This is a genomic window from Streptomyces pratensis (assembly GCF_016804005.1).
Taxonomy (GTDB): Bacteria; Actinomycetota; Actinomycetes; order Streptomycetales; family Streptomycetaceae; genus Streptomyces; species Streptomyces pratensis_A.
This window is the reverse complement of the sequence record NZ_CP051486.1, coordinates 4,773,286-4,791,678: the sequence shown is the minus strand read 5'-3', so window position 1 is coordinate 4,791,678 and position 18,393 is coordinate 4,773,286. Positions and strand designations below refer to the sequence as shown.

At 72.3% G+C, this 18,393-nt stretch carries 13 protein-coding genes; 6 read left to right on the top strand and 7 right to left on the bottom strand.

Translation table 11 applies throughout. The features are described 5' to 3' along the window. Window positions 1–23 precede the first annotated feature (23 nt). The 3 genes from HED23_RS19410 (at window position 24) to HED23_RS19400 (ending at window position 3,151) form a co-directional block, all read left to right on the top strand. Complete coding sequence (locus HED23_RS19410) at window positions 24–890, top strand: carbohydrate ABC transporter permease (RefSeq protein ID WP_203187559.1); 867 nt, start codon at window positions 24–26, stop codon at window positions 888–890. Window positions 891–978: 88 nt separating this feature from the next. Next, on the top strand, window positions 979–2,193 hold the full coding sequence (locus HED23_RS19405) for an ROK family transcriptional regulator (protein WP_203184668.1): 1,215 nt from the start codon (window positions 979–981) through the stop codon (window positions 2,191–2,193). Window positions 2,194–2,251: 58 nt separating this feature from the next. Beyond that, a complete protein-coding gene (locus HED23_RS19400; protein WP_203184667.1) occupies window positions 2,252–3,151 on the top strand; it encodes a Gfo/Idh/MocA family protein in 900 nt (299 codons plus the stop codon). Between the two features lie 68 nt (window positions 3,152–3,219). On the opposite strand, the gene HED23_RS19395 is transcribed toward HED23_RS19400, so the two are convergent. From HED23_RS19395 to HED23_RS19375, 5 genes are all read right to left on the bottom strand, one after another. Continuing rightward, window positions 3,220–4,323, bottom strand: coding sequence for a serine hydrolase domain-containing protein (locus tag HED23_RS19395; protein WP_203184666.1), 1,104 nt, complete (start codon window positions 4,321–4,323; stop codon window positions 3,220–3,222). Between the two features lie 150 nt (window positions 4,324–4,473). Beyond that, window positions 4,474–6,297: a SpoIIE family protein phosphatase gene (locus tag HED23_RS19390; protein ID WP_203184665.1), complete on the bottom strand. Its 1,824-nt coding sequence runs from the start codon at window positions 6,295–6,297 to the stop codon at window positions 4,474–4,476. A 610-nt stretch (window positions 6,298–6,907) separates the two neighbouring features. Beyond that, the gene (locus HED23_RS19385; protein ID WP_203187779.1) at window positions 6,908–7,084 is read right to left on the bottom strand and encodes a hypothetical protein; all 177 of its coding nucleotides are present in this window, start codon (window positions 7,082–7,084) and stop codon (window positions 6,908–6,910) included. After that, complete coding sequence (locus HED23_RS19380) at window positions 7,081–7,728, bottom strand: CoA transferase subunit B (protein ID WP_203184664.1); 648 nt, start codon at window positions 7,726–7,728, stop codon at window positions 7,081–7,083. Before HED23_RS19380 ends, HED23_RS19385 begins: the two co-directional genes overlap by 4 nt. Further along, the gene (locus tag HED23_RS19375; RefSeq protein ID WP_203184663.1) at window positions 7,728–8,498 is read right to left on the bottom strand and encodes a CoA transferase subunit A; all 771 of its coding nucleotides are present in this window, start codon (window positions 8,496–8,498) and stop codon (window positions 7,728–7,730) included. Before HED23_RS19375 ends, HED23_RS19380 begins: the two co-directional genes overlap by 1 nt. Window positions 8,499–8,706: 208 nt before the next feature. On the opposite strand from HED23_RS19375, the gene HED23_RS19370 reads away from it, so the two are divergent. Together HED23_RS19370 and tkt are read left to right on the top strand one after the other, a co-directional pair. Then, complete coding sequence (locus HED23_RS19370; RefSeq protein ID WP_203184662.1) at window positions 8,707–10,371, top strand: IclR family transcriptional regulator domain-containing protein; 1,665 nt, start codon at window positions 8,707–8,709, stop codon at window positions 10,369–10,371. 504 nt (window positions 10,372–10,875) lie between these two features. After that, the gene (tkt, locus tag HED23_RS19365; protein ID WP_203184661.1) at window positions 10,876–13,056 is read left to right on the top strand and encodes a transketolase; all 2,181 of its coding nucleotides are present in this window, start codon (window positions 10,876–10,878) and stop codon (window positions 13,054–13,056) included. Between the two features lie 48 nt (window positions 13,057–13,104). Here tkt and HED23_RS19360 read toward each other — a convergent pair whose 3' ends face one another. After that, window positions 13,105–14,409 (bottom strand): MFS transporter, encoded by a 1,305-nt coding sequence (locus HED23_RS19360; protein ID WP_420803040.1) that lies wholly within the window; start codon window positions 14,407–14,409, stop codon window positions 13,105–13,107. 72 nt (window positions 14,410–14,481) lie between these two features. Here HED23_RS19360 and HED23_RS19355 point away from each other — a divergent pair, with 72 nt between their 5' ends. Then, on the top strand, window positions 14,482–15,537 hold the full coding sequence (locus HED23_RS19355; RefSeq protein ID WP_203184659.1) for a GlxA family transcriptional regulator: 1,056 nt from the start codon (window positions 14,482–14,484) through the stop codon (window positions 15,535–15,537). Here HED23_RS19355 and HED23_RS19350 read toward each other — a convergent pair. Next, entirely contained in the window at window positions 15,534–18,392 is a 2,859-nt protein-coding gene (locus HED23_RS19350) for an NHLP bacteriocin export ABC transporter permease/ATPase subunit (RefSeq protein WP_203184658.1), read from the bottom strand. The genes HED23_RS19355 and HED23_RS19350 overlap by 4 nt on opposite strands. Window position 18,393: the final 1 nt, after the last annotated feature.

Here is an 18,393-nt window from a genome sequence, read left to right as displayed (position 1 = left end):
CGTCGTGCAGTCCCCGGCCGCGCATGACACGTGCCCAGTTCGAGGAACGCCTCTTCGGAGTCCTGCGCTGGGTGGTGATCGCCTTCCTCGCGGCGATCACGATCGTGCCCTTCTACTACATGCTGATGCTGTCGGTGAAGCCCATCGACGCCCTGCTCCTGGACCCGGGCAACCTCTGGGTCTCGGCCAAGGACTTCACGCTCGGCACGTACGAGAGCGTCCTGAAGTCCTCGGAGGAGGGCGGCCAGGGCTTCCTCGGCATGCTGCTCAACTCGGCGCTCGTCGCAGTCGCCACGGTGCTGCTCACGCTGGCCGCCGCGGTGCCGGGGGCGTACGCCGTCAGCCGGCTGAAGTTCTTCGGCAACCGTCAGGTCAGCGCGGTCTTCCTGGCCGTCTACCTCTTCCCGGCCACCCTGCTGGCCGTCCCCCTCTTCGTCATGTTCGCGAAGATGGGGCTGTCCGGCAGTCTCGTCGGGCTCGCCATCGTCTACATCGCGCAGACCGTCCCCGTCTCGATCTACATGCTGAAGAACTACTTCGTCACCATCCCGTTCAGCATCGAGGAAGCGGCGGCGATCGACGGCGCGTCGCGCCTTCAGACGGTACGCAAGATCATCCTGCCGCTCGCCCTGCCGACACTCATGGCCACCGGGCTTTACGTTTTCATGATCGCCTGGAACGAATTCCTCTTCGCTCTCCTCTTCCTGGCAGCCGATCCCGAGCTGTGGACCGTCTCCCTGGGACTCCAGCAACTCGCCAACGGGATCGAGGTGTCCAAGACGGTGCTGATGGCCGGGTCGGTCGTCCTCACCATCCCTGTGGTACTCCTGTTCTTCTCCGCCGAACGGCTCCTCACCGAGGGCCTGACCAGCGGTGCGGACAAGGGCTGACGCGGGATCCGGGAGGGCCGGCGGCCAGGAGGACCCAACCGCCCCGGGGCGGGCACGGACGCGAGAGAACAGGGCGAGGACGGCGGGGATGGCAGGAAACCAGGCCAGCGCGGGGCATCTGCTGCAGCTCATCCGCAGCGGCGAGGCGACCACGCGCGGAGAGCTCCAGCAGGCGACCGGTCTGTCCCGCTCCACGGTGGGCCACCGGCTCGACCAGCTCTTCGGAGCGGGCTGGCTGCGCGGCGCCGCCGGCACCTCCACGGGCGGACGCCCCTCCGCCCGGCTGGAGTTCGACCCGACGCACGCCGTGGTGCTCGTCGCGGACCTGGAGACCAGGCACGCCCGCGCCGCAGTGCTGGACCTCTCCGGAACGGTCCTCGCCGAGCACACCGGCGCCCTCGTCATCGCCGACGGCCCCGACCGCGCCCTGGACCAACTGGCGCGCTGGTTCGGTCCCCTGCTCGCCGAGGCGGGGGCAGGGGCCGGGCAGGTCTGTGGCATCGGGCTGTCCGTGCCGGGGCCGGTGGACTGGGAGTCGGCCCGGATCGTGCAGCCGCCGATCATGCCCGGCTGGGACCGCTTCCCCGTACGGGAGCGGATGCGCGAGGCCTGGGCCGAGCACGTCGGTCCCATGCCGGCGGCCGGGCCCCTGCCCGTGTTCGTCGACAACGACGCCAACCTGATGGCGCTGGCGGAGCAGCGGGCAGGTCACCCGGACTGCCGCGCGTTCGTCCTGGTCAAGGCGTCGACGGGGATCGGCGCAGGGGTCGTCGTCGGAGGCGAGATCTACCGGGGCATCGACGGCGGAGCCGGCGACATCGGCCACATCCGACTGCACGACCGTCCCGACGCGCTGTGCATGTGCGGCTCCTACGGATGCCTCGCGGCCGTCGCCAGCGGCCGGTCCATCGCCGGACAGCTCACCGCGGCCGGTGTTCCCACCGCGTCGGGATCCGATGTGCGCGAGCACCTCTCCGCAGGGCAGCCGGACGCCGTCAGGCTCGCCCGCGAGGCGGGGCAGCGGGTCGGCGAGGTCCTGGTCACGGTCGTCACCCTGCTCAACCCCGGTGTACTCATGCTGAGCGGGGACCTGGCAGGCACTCCGTTCCTCACCGGTGTCCGCGAACTCATCTACCAGCGCGCCATGCCACGCACCACCGCGCACCTCCAGGTCGTCACCTCCGAACTGGGTGACCGGGCGGCCCTCATCGGGGCGGCCCGCATGGTCATCGACCACCTGTACGCACCCGAACGCGCCGACGCACGCCTCGCGGCACTCGCCCGCGCGGGCGACGGAGCCTGAGCGCACCGGCGACACCGCCCCGGCGGACCGCCCCCACAGCAGAACGACGGAGAGCACCATGTCCACAGCCCCCCTCGCAGCCGTCTGGCCCCACGAACCGGTACGAGTCGGCCTCGTGGGCGCCGGTCCCTGGGCCCGCGCCATGCACGCCCGCATGCTCGCGGCCGGACCGGAGACCACGCTGGCGGCGGTCTGGGCGCGCCGTCCCGAGGCCGCGGCCGAGGTCGCCGGACCCTACGGGGCCCCGGTCGCCGCCTCCTTCGAAGAGCTCCTCGGCCGGTGCGAGGCGGTGGCGTTCGCGGTGCCGCCCGCCGTCCAGGCCGCCCTCGCCCCACGAGCCGCCGCCGCGGGCCGCGCCCTCCTGCTGGAGAAGCCGCTCGGCGCGGATCTCGACGCGGCACGCGCCGTGGCGGAGGCCGTGGAGGACCACGGGGTGATCTCCCAGCTCGTCCTCACGAAGCGGTACCACCCGGTCACCCGCGCCTTCCTCGCCGAGGCGGCCGATCGCGAGGTGACGGGTGCCCGGTCCTGCTATCTCCACGGTGCCTTCCTCGGTGGGGAGTTCGCCACTTCCTGGCGGCTGGAGCACGGTGCGCTGCTCGACCTCGGCCCCCATCTCCTGGACATCCTCGACAGCGCGGTCGCACCCATCGTCTCCGTACGGGCCACCGGGGATCCGCGCCGCTGGACCGAGCTGACCTGCGAGCACGAGAACGGGGCGGTGAGTCAGGCTTCCCTCTCGGGCTCAGTGCAGCTTCCGCGGGCCAGGACCCGGGTCGAACTGTTCGGTCCTGGTGAGGAGTTGGTCTACGACACGGCCGGCATCGACCACGAGGAGTGCTGGCCCGTCCTCCGGCGTGAGTTCGCCACCGCCGTGCGGACGGGCCGGGGGACGGGCATCGACGCGGCCCACGGCCTCCGCATACAGGGGCTGCTCGACCAGGCCGCGCGTACCTGACGCCATGCCGGGCGCACCCTCGGCGCGGTCTGCCGTGAGCCCGGCGAGGACACGGTCCCGGGCTCAGCTCACCTGCGGCCCCCGCCGCACAGTGCCGCGTCCACCGCGCCCTGGAGATGGCCCAGGCTCGCGCCCTCGGCCGCCCAGGTGGTGGTGTAGACGGTCACGGTGCCCCGCCCGCCCGTGGCCCGGCCGCCGCCCACCGAGCCACCGGGCAGGTCGCCGCCATGGCCCCAGTAGACGCCGCCGCAGGTGAGCGGGATCGAGGCGACGCCGTAGCCGTAGCGGCTGCCCTCGGGGTAGACGTCCCGGCCGCCGACGTCGGTGGTGTCCCCGGTCATCAGACGCAGGGCCCAGCCGGGCAGGAGCCGGCCGCCGAACAGGCCGTTCCAGAAGGTGCCGAGGTCCTCGGGCGTGGAGACGAGCCCTCCCGAGGCACCGAACTCGTAGCCGGGGAGTTCGGTCACGTCGACGACGCCTGCCTCCGGGAGGGCGGGGTGCACGCCGTAGTTGCGGGCGTGCGGCCCGCGCAGGGCCAGCTCGCCGGGCGCGGGCCAGTAGGTGTCGTCCAGGTTCAGCGGGCGCAGGACCGTGCGCTCGACGTAGGTGCGGAAACCGACGCCCGACGCCCGGTCGATCACCATGCCGAGCACCAGGTAGTTGGTGTTGGAGTAGCCCCAGTCGTCCCCAGGGCCGAATACGGGCTCCGCATCGAGCGCGAGCGCCAGGTACTCCTCCGGCGTGCCCGCCCCGGACCAGTCCACCAATGCGGTGTACTCCGGCAGTCCGCTGGTCTGCTTCAGCAACTGCCGTACGGTGACTGGGCTTCCGGCCAGCTGCGGCACGTATGCCCCGGCGCGGTCGTCGAGGCCTACCCGGCCGTCCGCCACCAGGCGCATGACGGCGGTCGCGGTGAACGCCTTGGTGTTGCTGGCGAGGCGGAAACGGCCCTGTGCGCCGGGCATGTGACGGCCGGACACCAGTTCCGCGACCCCGGCCGTCCGGGTCACCTGGCCGTCGTACGCGAGGGCGCCGGGTACTCCGTCCCGGTTCACGAGCAGATCCAGCTGCCGCTGCACCGGGTGCTGCGGTCGGGAGGCCGCCACCGGTGCGAGTGCCCCGGTCAGAGTGGCGGCGAGAAGGACTGCGGCGGCGATGCGCTTGCGGTGCACGGGACTTCCCCCTGAGTCGTGGCCCGGATCCTGCGGGCCGGTCGGTCGCTCACCGACGACCCTGCCAGGTGCTCCGCGCGGGATCAGTGCGTCCCGCCCCCGGATCGGAGGTGTGCCCAGACCCCCTTGCCGGAGGGGAGGCAGTGTGCTTCAGGCCGGCTCGGACGTGTCCCTGACCGGCGAGTCCTCGATGCGGGAGCCCGGCGCTCCGCGGCCGGGAGCGGCCGGATTGTGCGCGTGCTGCGGCGGTGCCTCGTCGTCACCGGCACCGACACCCGCCGCCGGGACGCGCAGGACCAGCAGCGCGACGTCGTCGCCGCTGGGATCGATGCGCTCCAGGAGCTCGTCGAGGAAGTCCTCGATATCGCGGTCCGCGAGGACCGCGGCGTGCCGGCGCAGCGCGGAGAGGCCGGCTTCGATGTCACGGGTGCGGCTCTCGACGAGTCCGTCGGTGTAGAACAGGAGGGTCGACCGGGGCGGAAGGTCGGCGCGGGCGTCGGGCCATCCCAGCCCCAGGTGCAGGGCTGAGCTGAGACCGAGGAGAGGGCCGTGACCGGCTTCGAGGAAACGGGTGTCCCCCTCGGCGGTGACCAGTAGGGGCGGCGGGTGGCCGGCGTTGACCCAGTGGAGTTGCCAGGGCCCGCCCTCCTCGCCCTCGATGCGTGCGAATACGCAGGTGGCCATGGGGGCGTCGCTCGTGTGGGTCATCGCCTCGTCCAGCCGGCGAATGATCAGGCTGGGGGGTTCCGTCCGGTCCCAGGCCAGGGCGCGCAGCATGTTGCGTACCTCGGCCATGTGGGCGGCGGCCTTGAGGTCGTGGCCTACGACGTCCCCGATGACCATCGTCAGGGCCCCGTCGCCGAGGAGGAAGGAGTCGTACCAGTCCCCACCGATCTCGGCGGCGCTCTCGGCGGGACGGTAGCGGGCCGCCAACGAGAGGTGGTCGACCTGCGGCAGGGGAGTGAGCAGTTGCCGCTGCATGGTCTCCGCCACGTGGCGCTGCTGCTCGAACAGTTCGGCGGCCTCCATGACGAGGCCGGCGCGGCGCCCGATGTCGGAGAGCACGAAGACCTCGGCCTCCGTGTAAGCGGAGTCAGGGGCGGCGCGGGCCACGGTGAGCGCGCCGAAGACCTTCCGTCGTGTGTGCAGCGGCACCACGACCGCGCAGGTACCTCCCAGCCGGTCGAACAGGTCCCGGTGGGCGCTTGCGAGGGGGCTGTCCGGCTCGGCCGCGAGCGTGTCCGCGTCCAGCACGACCGGCTCTGCGCTCCGCAGTGCCTGAACGGCTGCCGACCGGGTGGATTCCGGCAACGACGGCAGGGGGCCCACGAGCGCGTCCGCCACCCTCTGGTCGCCGGAGGTGCGGACGACGACACGCTGCATCTCGCCGGTCTGTTCCGCCGTGCGCAGGTCGACCGCCGCCCAGTCACCCATGTCCGGTACGAGTAGCCCGGCCAGCTTCTTCAGCATTCCCGGAGTGTCCGAGGCGGAGATGAGGACCGTCGAGATCTCCGCCACCATCGTCAGCCGGGCGGTGAGTCCCTCCAGGGCCGCGAGGTAGGCCGCGGTCTGCTCGGCGGCGTCACGGTGCAGGCTGAAATCGTGGAACACGACCACGGCGCCCTCCGAACGCCCCTCGTGCCGCAGCGGTGTGGCTGCCCAGATGACGGGCACCAGGCTGCCGTCCCCGCGAAGGAAGAGTTCCTCCGTCCCCTCCGCCGGCCGTCCGCTGTGCAGCACGGCCAGCAGGCTGCACTCGCTCCGCGGGACCATGCCCCCGTCCCGTCTGCGGTGCAGCAGGTCGTGCAGATCGTGCCCGAGCATCTGCTCCTGCGGGCGGCCGAGGAGCTGTGCCGCGCGTGGATTGCACGCGGTGAGCAGACCCGTGGTGTCGGTGACGAACACCCCCGCGCCGAGGCTGTCGAACACCGTGCGCATGAAGCCGACCTCCAGCAGCCCGTCGGTGGACCTCATCGGCCGGCCCTCGCCGTCACCGGGCAGACCTCTCCGCCAGGGCGCGCCGGCTTCACGTCCTCCGGACCGCCCGGCGGCGGCAGCCGCAAGGACGGCATCCGGTCCGCCGCCGGGAACGCGGTGTGGGAGGTCATGCGCTCATGCCTTCCGCCTCGTGATCGGTATCCGGGTCCCGCTCCGCCCGGCGAAGGGGCCTGAGGGCACCCGCAGCACCACAGCATCTGTTCATCATTCATCCGGGACGCCCGTTCCGCCGCTCGGGAGCGGCCCGCCGCCGCCGGGTTCGGCGCTCGGCGGGTCAGCCGTTCGGCGGTGTCGCCCCCGTCAGGCCGTCACGGGCCGTACCGACGGCCCTGCCGGCACCGGGACCGCGTCGCCCCCGGAGCAGGGCCGCCGGCAGGAGAATGCCGCCGCCGGGCCGCACGGGGGACCGCGGCGTGGTGCGTACGTGGAGACCGGTCTCCGGGAGCCCGGTGCGGGCTTCGCCCTGGACGGCCGTGACGCCGACAGGACGCCCGCGGCCCCGACGCGGACAGGCGTGAGCGGGGAGCCGACCCGACACCGTTCCGGCCGGCTCCCGCCCTGGCCGCGCCCAGCGGGAACACAGTGTTCACGCCCGGCGCGCGGGAGCCCTGTCCGCGTCGGGGGCCTCCGGTACCAGCGCGGATCCCTGTGCCACGCCGGTGCACGGCGTCGCCACGCCGGCCCCGGACCCGGCGGCCTTGAGCTGATGGGCGATGGTGTGGACGGAGTCGACGACGCACACGTCGCGCGGGCGGAAGCTCAAGACGTGACCACCTCGGCCGTACGGACCGGGGCGGCCGTTCTCTCCAGGACCTCGTCGACGGACACCCCGGGGGCGGTCTTCACCAGGACCAGGCCGTCCTCGGTCACGTCGAGCACGGCGAGATCCGTGATGATGCGATGGACGCAGGCCTTGCCCGTCAGCGGCAGGGTGCACTCCTCGACGATCTTCGGACTGCCGTCCTTGGCGGTGTGCGTCATGGTCACGATGACGCGGCGGGCCCCGTGCACGAGGTCCATGGCTCCGCCGATGCCGGTCACCATCTTCCCCGGTACCGCCCAGTTGGCGAGGTCACCCCGGGCCGAGACCTCCATGGCCCCGAGCACGGCGGCGTCGATGTGACCACCGCGGATCATGCCGAACGAGAGCGCCGAATCGAAGTACGAGGCGCCCGGCCGGACGGTCACCGTCTCCTTGCCCGCGTTGATCAGATCGGGGTCGACGTCCTCGTCGTACGGGAAGGCGCCGGTGCCCAGGATGCCGTTCTCGGACTCCAGGACGACGTGCACGCCCTCGGGCAGGTGGTTCGGGATCAGCGTCGGCAGCCCGATGCCGAGGTTGACGTACTCGCCGTCGCGCAGCTCCGCGGCCGCCCTCGCCGCCATCTCGTTCCGGTTCCAGGCCATCAGTCCCGTGCCTCCCGCTCCGTTACCGTCCGCTTCTCGACCTTCTTGTCCACCGCCTGCTCGGGGGTCAGCGCGACCACCCGCTGCACGAAGATGCCCGGCAGGTGCACGTGGTCCGGGTCGATCTCGCCGGGCTCGACCAGCTCCTCGACCTCTGCGACGGTGACACGGCCGGCCATGGCGGCGAGCGGGTTGAAATTGCGCGCGGACTTGTTGAACACCAGGTTGCCGTGCCGGTCGCCCTTCGCCGCCCTGACGAGGGCGAAGTCGGTGCGGATGCCGCGCTCCAGGACGTATGCGGTGCCGTCGAAGTCACGCACCTCCTTGGCGGGGGAGGCCAGGGCCACGCCGCCCTCGCCGTCGTAGCGCCAGGGGAGGCCGCCGTCGGCGACCTGCGTCCCCACACCGGCCGGGGTGTAGAACGCGGGTATCCCCGCCCCGCCGGCCCGGAGCCGCTCGGCCAGGGTGCCCTGCGGGATCAGTTCCAGTTCGAGCTCACCCCCGAGGTACTGCCGGGCGAACTCCTTGTTCCCGCCGATGTACGAGCCGGTCACGCGGCTGATCCGGCCCGCGGAGAGCAGCACCGCGAGTCCGGAGTCCATCGCTCCGCAGTTGTTGGACACGACACCGAGCCCGCTGACGCCGCTCGCGTACAGGGCGTCGATCAACACGTTCGGCACACCGCTGAGGCCGAAGCCCCCCACTGCCACCGACGCGCCGTCCAGCACGTCGGCGACGGCCAGTGCCGCCGACGCGACCACCTTGTCCATGGGACCGTCCATCCAGTTGTGTTCGCACAGTGAAGTTTCCTTCACTGGGATGCCTGGAGTCTGCCGCCCGGATCGGAGCCCTGTCAACGGCCCGGCTCCTGTCGGACGCATCCCGATCCGAGCGCCCGGAGGCCGGGGCGCGGTCTCCGCCGGGAGCCTGCCGCCGTACCGTGTCTCTCCGGCACGGACGCACCCGACGGAGAAACAGATGCCACCGACCCGGACCACCCAGCCCGGCACCCAGGCGCCGGCGGAGGCCGTCGCACCGCTCATGCGCGGCATCTCCGTGCTGCGCCGCCTGACCGACGCGGACGGCTCCCTCAGCCTCAGCGAGCTGGAACGCGCCACCGGACTCGCCCGATCCACCGTCGACCGGGTCACGCTCACGCTCGCCCGCACGGGATACGTCCGGCTCGACGGCCGGACCGTCACGCTCGCACCGCCCCTGATGGAGCTGGGCAACGCCTATCTCTCGTCGATCCGTATTCCCGGCCTCCTCGGCGACCGGGTGGACGCCCTCGCGGACGAGCTCGACGAGTCCGTGTCGCTGGCGGTGCCCGACGGCGGGGACATCCGTTTCGTGCACCAGGCCACCCGCCGCCGTGCGATGTCACTGAGCTTCCGCATCGGCGACCTGCTGCCCGCCGAACGCACCGCCCCGGGCGCTCTCTTCGCCACCCTCTGGGGCCCCGCGCAGTGGCAGGCGTGGCGGGAGAGGAGGGCCTCGGACCCGGAGGGAGCGGGCTTCCCGTCCCTGCCGCCGCGTCCCCACCCGGCGGACCACCACTTCGAGAACAGGGTGGACGCGGCCCGTGCCGACGGCTGGGCGCTGGACGACCAGCTGATCGAACCCGGCCTCCTCGCCCTCGCCGTACCCGTACACGACCCCGCCGGAAGCATCGTGTGCGTACTCAGCGTGGTCAGTCACACCAGCCGGCACAGCGCTCACGGACTGCGCGACAGCCTGCTGCCCCGCGTCCTCGGAGCCGCCGACGCCATGGAACGCCGGCTCCGCGACGCACCTCACGGCGGCTCCGCGCCCACCCCCGGGCCCCTCGCCTCATGGACGGCGGCCTCCAAACAGGAACTGGGCCGGGAGTTCGTCGAATCCCTCGCCAGGGGCCTGACGGTGATCACCGCGTTCGGTGACACCGGCGACGCACTGACGCTGAGCGCCGTCGCCCGCGCCACCGGTCTGTCCCGTGCCTCCGCGCGGCGCGCGCTGATCACCCTCGAACACCTCGGCTACGTGACGGTCGACGAACGCGAGCACCGCCTGACACCGCGTGTCCTGGCGCTCGGATATCCGCCGCTCTCCCGCATCACCCTGCCGCGGATCGCCGAGCCGCACCTCGCCGCGCTGGCCGGGCGGATCCACGACTCCACCTCCCTGGCCGTCCTCGTGGACGACTCGGTGCAGTACGTGGCGCGTGCCGCCACCCACCGCATCATGAACGTCAACATCACCGTCGGCACCCGCTTCCCCGCCTACGCCACCTCGCTGGGCCGCGTCCTGCTGGCCGACATGGACGCCGCCGGACTCGGTGCCCTCCTCGACCACGCCGAGCTGCGCCCGCTGGCGCCCCACACCCTCACTCGCCGCACCGAACTCGAAGCAGTCCTGGAACGCGTGCGCACGCAGGGGTACGCCCTGGTCGACGAGGAGCTCGAAGCCGGCCTGCGCTCGATCGCCGTACCCGTACGGGACCGGGCCGGCGCCGCGGTCGCGGCGATCAACGTCGCCATGCACAGCAGCAGCCGGACGATCGGGGAATGCCTGGAACAGGTACTGCCCCAGCTCCGCGTCGCCGCCGACCGCATCGAGTCGGAGCTGCACACCGCGGCCAGGTTCACGGACGTGGCCGCCGTGTGAGCCGCCCGTCCCTCAGGCGTGGAAGCCGTCGCACACGGCGGAGGCGAACGGGCCCGGAAGCCGTAGGGGTGCCTGAACGTGGGGTGCCGCCCGACGACCACGCCGAGAACAGGTCCACGGGTGTGCCGGTGAGGGCCGCCACCCCTGCCGACGGTCCCGGTGGGACGGCGGCCCGTGGCGGCGTCGGCCCCGTGCAGGGGCAGGGCACCCACGGCCACGGGACCCACCGTCCGGCGGCCGGTGGGCATGAGGGTCACCCGGCCCGTCCGAGGTGCCGCGCGCCTGCCGCGCACCGCAGCGGGTAGGCGACCCGTCGGCGGGACGGGTGCGTCACCGCCACCCGCGCCGGGCGCCGCGCCGTCCGGCGGGCATCGGGAGCCCCACCGCACCGCCGGGCCCACTCCGGGTGCGGAGGGCGACGAGGGAACAGAGGATGCGAGGGGTGGCGAGCCGCACCGGCCGGTCCCGTCGAACCGAGAAGCGACATCCGAGGGAGACAACACCATGGCGCCCGAGCGATCCTCTTCCGGCAGCACAGCATCGAGGGACCCCGGCCTCGCCCGCCCGCAGGCAGGACGGGCGGGGTGGAACGATGTGGACCTGCGCGCGGTGGACACCGTACGGGTGCTCGCCGCCGACGCCGTCCAGAAGACCGGCAACGGCCATCCCGGTACGGCGATGAGTCTCGCACCGCTCGCCTATCTGCTGTTCCAGCAGGTCATGCGGCACGACCCCGAGGACGACCAGTGGCTCGGCAGGGACCGCTTCGTCCTCTCGTGCGGTCACACCAGCCTCACGCTGTACATCCAGCTCTATCTGGCCGGCTACGGCCTCGGGATGGAGGATCTGAAGGCGTTGCGGACCTGGGACTCGGCGACCCCGGGCCACCCGGAGTACCGGCACACCCGCGGTGTCGAGATCACCACGGGCCCGCTCGGCCAGGGGATGGGAGCCGCCGTCGGCATGGCGATGGCGGCACGCCGGGAGAGGGGCCTGCTCGACCCGGACGCGGCTCCTGGCACCAGTCCGTTCGACCACCACGTGTACGTGCTCGCGTCCGACGGCGACATGATGGAGGGGGTCGCGTCCGAGGCCGCGTCGCTGGCCGGTCATCAGCGACTGGACAACCTCGTGGTGTTCTACGACTCCAACCACATCTCCATCGAGGACGACACCGACATCTCGTTCAGCGAGGACGTTCCGGCCCGCTTCGCCGCGTACGGCTGGCACGTGCAGACCGTGGACTGGACCCGTACCGGCGACTACGTCGAGGACGTCGACGCCCTGCTCACCGCGATCGAGGCGGCGAAGGCCGAACGGTCCCGCCCGTCGATGATCATGCTGCGCACGATCATCGGATGGCCCGCCCCGACGAAGCGGAACACCGGCAAGGCCCACGGCGCGGCCCTGGGGGACGAGGAGGTCGCCGGCACCAAGAGGCTCCTCGGCTTCGATCCCGAGGTGTTCTTCCCCGTCGAGGAAGAGGTCCTCGCCCACACCAGGGCGGTCGGGGAGCGTGGAAGGGCCGCCCGGAAGCTCTGGCAGCGGACCTACGAGGACTGGCGGACCGCCGCCCCGGAGCGGGCAGCCCTGCTGGACCGGCTGCGTGAACAGGAACTGCCCGACGGCTGGACCGACGCCCTGCCGGCCTTCCCGGCCGACGAGAAGGGCATGGCCACCCGCAAGGCGTCAGGCAAGGTCCTCACCGCTCTCGCACCGGTCCTGCCCGAGCTGTGGGGCGGCTCCGCGGACCTCGCGGGCAGCAACAACACCACCATGGACGGTGAGCCCTCCTTCATCCCCGCCGACCGGCAGACGGAGGAATTCGCGGGAGGCCCCTACGGGCGGACCCTGCACTTCGGAATCCGTGAGCACGCGATGGGCGCGGTACTCAACGGCATCGCCCTGCAGAGCCTGACGCGCCCCTACGGAGGCACGTTCCTCACGTTCAGCGACTACATGCGTCCCGCGGTCCGCCTCGCGGCCCTGATGAAGCTTCCCGCCACCTATGTGTGGACCCACGACTCGATCGGACTGGGCGAGGACGGCCCCACCCATCAGCCCGTCGAACACCTGGCAGCCCTGCGCGCGATCCCCGGACTCGACGTCGTACGCCCCGCCGACGCCAACGAGACCACCGTCTGCTGGCGCACGATCCTGGAGCACACCGACCGGCCCGCCGGTCTCGTCCTGACCCGGCAGAACCTTCCGGTGCTCGACCGGGCCGACGGAGTCCACGCCCCGGCGGAGGGAGCGGCGCGCGGCGCGTACATCCTGGTGGAGACCTCCGGAGCCGCCCCCGACGTCATCCTCGTCGCGACGGGGTCGGAGGTCCACATCGCTCTGGACGCCCGCAGGCTGCTGGTCGACGAAGGGCTGGCGGTACGCGTGGTCTCGATGCCCTGCCGCGAATGGTTCGCGGAGCAGCCGCTGTCCTACCAGGACGACGTGCTGCCGCCGGACGTGCGTGCCCGCGTCAGTGTCGAGGCCGCCGTCGGCCAGGGCTGGCGTGAGGTGGTCGGCGACGCCGGACACATCGTCAGCCTGGAGCACTACGGCGCGTCAGCCGACTACGAGCGGCTGTACGAGGAGTTCGGCATCACGGGCGAAGCCGTCGCCGCAGCCGCTCGCGCGAGCATCCGCGACGCGGTCGAGCCCCCCAGGCCGGGCGGGCGGCGCTCCTAGCAGTGCCGCCGTCGGCGTCCGGCCGCCGCAGGGCCGGGTCCGCCGCCCTCACCCCGCGCGCGACGGGCCTCCCGGTTCTCCCCGTCTCCCTCCGGCAGGGGGAGCCGCGCGGTGCAACGTGCGGATCGCCGGGGTCGCGATCAGTGCGACGCAGCCCGCCAGGCAGGCCCCCGCGGACACCAGCAGCAGCCGTTCGGGGGAGGCCAGGGCGAGGGCGGGTCCCGCCAGGATCTGGCCGAGCGCGATGCCGGACACCGAGCCGGCCAGTTCGTACGCGGAGACCCGGTTGAGCGCGGCGGGCGGGGTGTGCGTCTGCACGCTGGTCGCCCACATCACCGACCAGAACGCCAGCGCGCCGCCGCCGAGGACGTGGCCCGCCAGCAGCACCGGCAGTCCGGCGTCCAGAGCCACGCAGAGCGGCAGCGCGGTGTAGACCGTCATCGCCACCGATCCGGCGGCCAGCGGCCGGGCCGGGCGCAGACGCAGCGCCAGCAGGCCGCCGAGCACCGTCCCGATGCCGAGGAAGGATACGGCCAGACCATAGGCGTCCGGGCCGAGACGTGCGCCCACCAGCGCAGAGCTGAGCGGCACGAGCGGGCCGAAGAGCAGCACGCCGTAGCCCATCCAGATGAGGATCACGGCCCACATCCAGGTGCGGGAGCGGAACTCGTGCCAGCCCTGGAACAGGTCACGGCGCAGTGAACTGCCGCCGCGGGCCGAGGAGTCGACGGCAGTGCCGGGGGATGCCGGCCGGACGAGCGCCAGGCACAGGGCGCTGAGCAGGAAGGTCGCGGCGTCGATCGCGTACACGGTCCCGGCGTTGGCCAGCGCGATCAGCAGCCCCGCGAAGGCCGGGCCGAGAAGGTGGGCGAGCGCGTCCGCGACCTTGAGCGTGGCGTTGGCCCGTTGCGGGTCGCGGGCCACCAGCGGGACCATGCCGTTCGCCCCCGGCAGGAACATCGCGACCGCCGCCCCGGCCAGGGCCGCCATGGTCACCAGGAGCCAGAGCGGTGGCGGCCCGGCGAAGAACGCAGCGGCCAGCACACCTTGGGTGAGCACCCGGACGACATCGGCACCGATCATCATCCGGCGCGCTCCGAACCTGTCGGCGAACACCCCGCCGAACAGGACCAGGACCACGAACGTCCCGGTCCAGGTGCCGAGAACGAGGCCGACCCCGGAGATCCCGTAGAGCGCGCCGACGGCGAGTGCGGCGGCCACCGGCATCATCGCGTCACCGAACAACGAGATCGTGCGGGCGGTGAAGAAGAAGGTGAAGCGGCGGTCCCACCACCGGGGCCGCGCGGCCGGCGGATCGGTCCGGGTGGAGGTCTGTGTCTTCGAGGTGGTCACAGCTCGCATACTGGTATGGACCAATCGGCCCGTTCCAGTGTCCTGAACGACATGATGGGGTACTTTCGCGCCATGACGCCGCGTCAGTTGCCGAAGCCCTCGCCGCCGCACCGGGTCGTGGCCGTGCTGCAACCCCCGCAGTCCACCTTCTCCCTGGCCTGCGCCGCCGAGGTGTTCGGCGACCACGGACCCGCGATCCCCGCCCGCTACTCGTTCGAGGTCAGCACAGGGACCCCTGGACCGGTCCGCACCCAGGCGGGCTACGACATGCTGGTCACAGAGGGCCTGGACGCGCTGCGGCGCGCGGACACCGTGCTCATCCCCGGCTGGCAGCAGCCGGACGGCACCGAGGTGCCGCCCGCGCTGGTCGCGGCGGTCCGCAGGGCGCACCGGCGTGGAGCTCGGATCGTCAGTATCTGCTCGGGCGCCTTCGTGCTCGCCGCCGCCGGGCTGCTGGACGGCCGACGGGCCACCACGCACTGGGCCCGGGCCGCCGAACTGGCCGCCCGCCACCCGCGGGTCCTGGTCGACCCGGCGGTGCTCTACGTGGACCACGGCGACGTGGCCACAAGCGCCGGATCGGCGGCCGGTGTGGACCTCTGCCTGCACCTGGTGAGCGTCGACCAGGGCGCCGCGTACGCGATGCGGATCGCGCGCCGGATGGTGATGCCGCCGCACCGCGAGGGCTGCCAGTTGCAGTACGCCGAACTGCCCACCTCCGGACCGGTCCCCGACTCGCTGGCGCCACTGCTGGACTGGGTTGCCGGGCGGCTGGACCAGCCGGTCGCCGTCGCCGACATGGCGGCCCGCTCACAGGTCTCCCCCCGCACGCTGACCCGGCGTTTCACCGAGCAGCTGGGCACCAGCCCCGGACGTTGGCTGCTGGACCGGCGGATCGCCGCCACCCGGGCGTTGCTTGAGGAGACCGACCTGTCCGTGGAGACCATCGCGCACCGGGTCGGGCTCTCCTCGGCCGTCAACCTGCGCCGGCGCTTCCACGAGGCCCTGCGCACCACGCCCGCCGCCTACCGCCGTACCTTCCGCGCGGGCGAGGCCGGCCAGGAACCGACCGGGCCGCCGGCGCCCGGTCGTCCCCTGATCCAGGCCGGTCCGCACGGAAGCCCCTAGTTCATCTGGCGCCGCACCAGTTCGTGGAGCCGCCCGGCCGTGTCCGCGAGGAGCTCGGCGGGCGGCCCCTCCTGGACGACCCGGCCGTCCTCCATGACGATCACGCGATCGGCGTCCATGACCGTGGACAGCCGGTGCGCGATCACCACACGGGTGGCCCGCAGCGACCGGGTGCTCTCGATCACCGTCCGCTGGGTCTCGTTGTCCAGCGCACTCGTGGCCTCGTCGAAGAACAGGATGCGCGGGCGCCGGACGAGCGCCTGGGCGATCATCAGCCGCTGGCGCTGCCCCCCGGAGATCGAGCCGCCGCCGGAGATCATCGTGTGCAGCCCCATCGGCATCCGCTTGATGTCCTCGGCCAGCCCCGCCATCGCGGCGGCCTCCCACGCCTCTTCCTGGGTGAAGACCTCGGCACCGCAGATGCAGTCCAGGATCGACCCCGACAGTGGCTGGGCGTTCTGCAGGACGACCCCGCACTGACGGCGTACGGCCGCCTGGTCGAGCGCCGTCAGATCCTGGCCGTCGTACAGGACATTGCCCGAGACCGGCTTGTCGAAGCCGATGAGCAGCCTCAGCAGCGTCGACTTGCCGCAGCCGCTGGGGCCCACGATCGCGACGAACTCGCCCGGCCGCACGGTCAGCGACACCTCGTCGAGGACGACGGGACCGTCGTCGGAGTAGCGGAAGGTGACACCCCTCGCCTCGATCTCCCCGGTCAGCTCGCCCGGCTGGGTGCTGGCACCGCGCACCTCGGGTGCCTCGTCGAGCACCGGCTTGATCTGCTCGAACATCGGCAGCACCGCCGCGGCGGACACGAACGCCCCGGTGAGCTGGGTGACGGCCGTCAGCAGCATCGTCACGGACGTGTTGAAGGTGAGGAACTCACTGGCCGTCAGCGAACCGTGTGCGGGCCCGGCCAGCAGGACGAAGATGACCAGCGAACACAGCGGCAGGTAGACCGCGTTGAGGACCGTCGTCAGGTTCTTGATCCGGCCCGCCCGCTTCTGCAGCTCACGGCTGCGTGCGAACTCCGACGCCCACGCCCCGTACGCGAAGCTCTCCGCAGCCGCCACCCGCAGCTTGGGCAGTCCGCGCAGCGTCTGGAACGCCTGGTTGTTCAGCTTGTTACCCAGCTCGACCAGCCGGCGCTGCCAGCGAAGTTCCCACATGCCCATGGTGAGGAACACCCCCGCGATGACCACCAGCATCGCGACGGCGGTGAGCGCCAGCGGCACGCTGAACCAGAGCAGCAGGCCCAGATTCATCACCCCGAGCGTGCCCGCCTGCACCACGACCGGGCCGGTGCCGGACAGCACCCGCCGGATGGAGCTCACCCCCATCGCCGCACTCGCGAGCTCTCCGGTGGAGCGCTCCGTGAAGAACTTCGTCGGCAGCCGCAGCAGCCGGTCCCAGACCGCGGGCTGGAGCGTGCTCTCGATCCGCCCTTCCATCCGCAGGATCGTGAGGTTCTGCAGCAGCATGAAGGCGGCCGAGACGACACCCGAGATGATGACGGCCAGCGACACCTGCACGATGAGGGCGTTCTGGGCGTTCGGCACGTACACGCCGAGCACCTTGCCGGTCGCGATCGGCACAAGTGACCCCAGCGCGACCGTCACCAGCCCGGCCGACACCAGTTTGCGCAGGTCGCCCCGGGTGCCGAAGAGCCCGAAGCGCAGCAGCTGCCGCCTGCTCAACGGCTTCTCCGGCAGCGGCCGGTAGAACATCACGGCGCGCTCGTCGAACTCCTCCGCGGAGTCGCTGTCGACGCGGCTGCGCCTCCCGGTCAGAGGGTTGACCGCCTCGTAGCGGCCACGTCGCCAGAGCAGGGCGACCGGCGCTCCGGACGCGGCCCGGTGCCCCACGAGCGGCCCCGAGTCCTCCCGCCACCAGCGCCCGTCGAGCCGCACCGGGCGGGTGCGGACGCGCGAGGCGACTGCCACACGCTCGACCGGGTCGATCCGGTCGCTCACCGCCCCGCCTGTCGCGGGCTCCGCCAGGACGATCCCGGAATCCCGGGCCACCAGACGGCAGGCCGCGTACACCGCGTCGTCCGAGGCGCCCGACGCACGCGAGGTACCCCTTCCGGAACGCCCGATCGAGGTCAGCAGGGCATGATCGGCCTCCTTGCGGACCGCCTCGCCGGCCTTCATGCCCGCGGCGGTCCGGTCCTCGTGGGCGCGCTCCAGCTGTTCGATCCAGCGGTCCAGCGCCGACAACAGGCGGTACTGCTGGTTGACCATTCCCTGCCACATCGCCGGGTCGACGAGCAGATCGCCCGCGGCCTCGGCGCTGAACGCGGCTCCGTACTGCACACTGCCGGGCGACACCGGCAGCCACAGGATGTCGTCGTCGCCCACCGTTTCGTCGAGGGTGGTGCGCCCGTCGAGCGGGGCCTCGAACAGCACCCGCTGACTGCGGCCCACACCGAGCGAGAAGGCGTGCTCCAGCAGGCTCAGCGTGGCGTCACCGGTGTCGTAACGGCTGCGGTACTGCCCTTCGTACGCCCCTTGGCCGGCGTGATCCGGCCGGTACAGCTCACGCAGCGGGATCCGCCGCAGGACACACTCCTGAAGGGGCCGGCCGACCAGGGTGTGCTGAGGGCCCGCGACCGGTCCGAGCACGAGGGTCCCCGGTTCGATCCGCCCCAGGAAGTGCCAGTGCCCCTGCTCCACCGCGTCCACGGCGAACAGGTCGAGGGCGCCGCCCACGACGAGCCACAGCACCTGGGGCCCTTCCAGCGACAGGCTCCGCAGCCCGGTGCAGTCGACCTGCTCGCCGAGAGCACCCAGCGCGCCGATGACCGGGTCCTGCCCCGGGGTTTCCGTGCCCGCGAGCGGATGTACGGATGCCATG

Coding starts and splice junctions, on each gene's coding strand:
- HED23_RS19375 (WP_203184663.1), bottom strand. CDS start 8,498: ATGGACAAGGTGGTCGCGTCGGCGGCACTGGCCGTCGCCGACGTGCTG.
- HED23_RS19355 (WP_203184659.1), top strand. CDS start 14,482: ATGACGCCGCGTCAGTTGCCGAAGCCCTCGCCGCCGCACCGGGTCGTG.
- HED23_RS19405 (WP_203184668.1), top strand. CDS start 979: ATGGCAGGAAACCAGGCCAGCGCGGGGCATCTGCTGCAGCTCATCCGC.
- HED23_RS19400 (WP_203184667.1), top strand. CDS start 2,252: ATGTCCACAGCCCCCCTCGCAGCCGTCTGGCCCCACGAACCGGTACGA.
- HED23_RS19350 (WP_203184658.1), bottom strand. CDS start 18,392: ATGGCATCCGTACATCCGCTCGCGGGCACGGAAACCCCGGGGCAGGAC.
- HED23_RS19380 (WP_203184664.1), bottom strand. CDS start 7,728: ATGGCCTGGAACCGGAACGAGATGGCGGCGAGGGCGGCCGCGGAGCTG.
- HED23_RS19390 (WP_203184665.1), bottom strand. CDS start 6,297: ATGAGGTCCACCGACGGGCTGCTGGAGGTCGGCTTCATGCGCACGGTG.
- HED23_RS19410 (WP_203187559.1), top strand. CDS start 24: ATGACACGTGCCCAGTTCGAGGAACGCCTCTTCGGAGTCCTGCGCTGG.
- HED23_RS19370 (WP_203184662.1), top strand. CDS start 8,707: ATGCCACCGACCCGGACCACCCAGCCCGGCACCCAGGCGCCGGCGGAG.
- tkt (WP_203184661.1), top strand. CDS start 10,876: ATGGCGCCCGAGCGATCCTCTTCCGGCAGCACAGCATCGAGGGACCCC.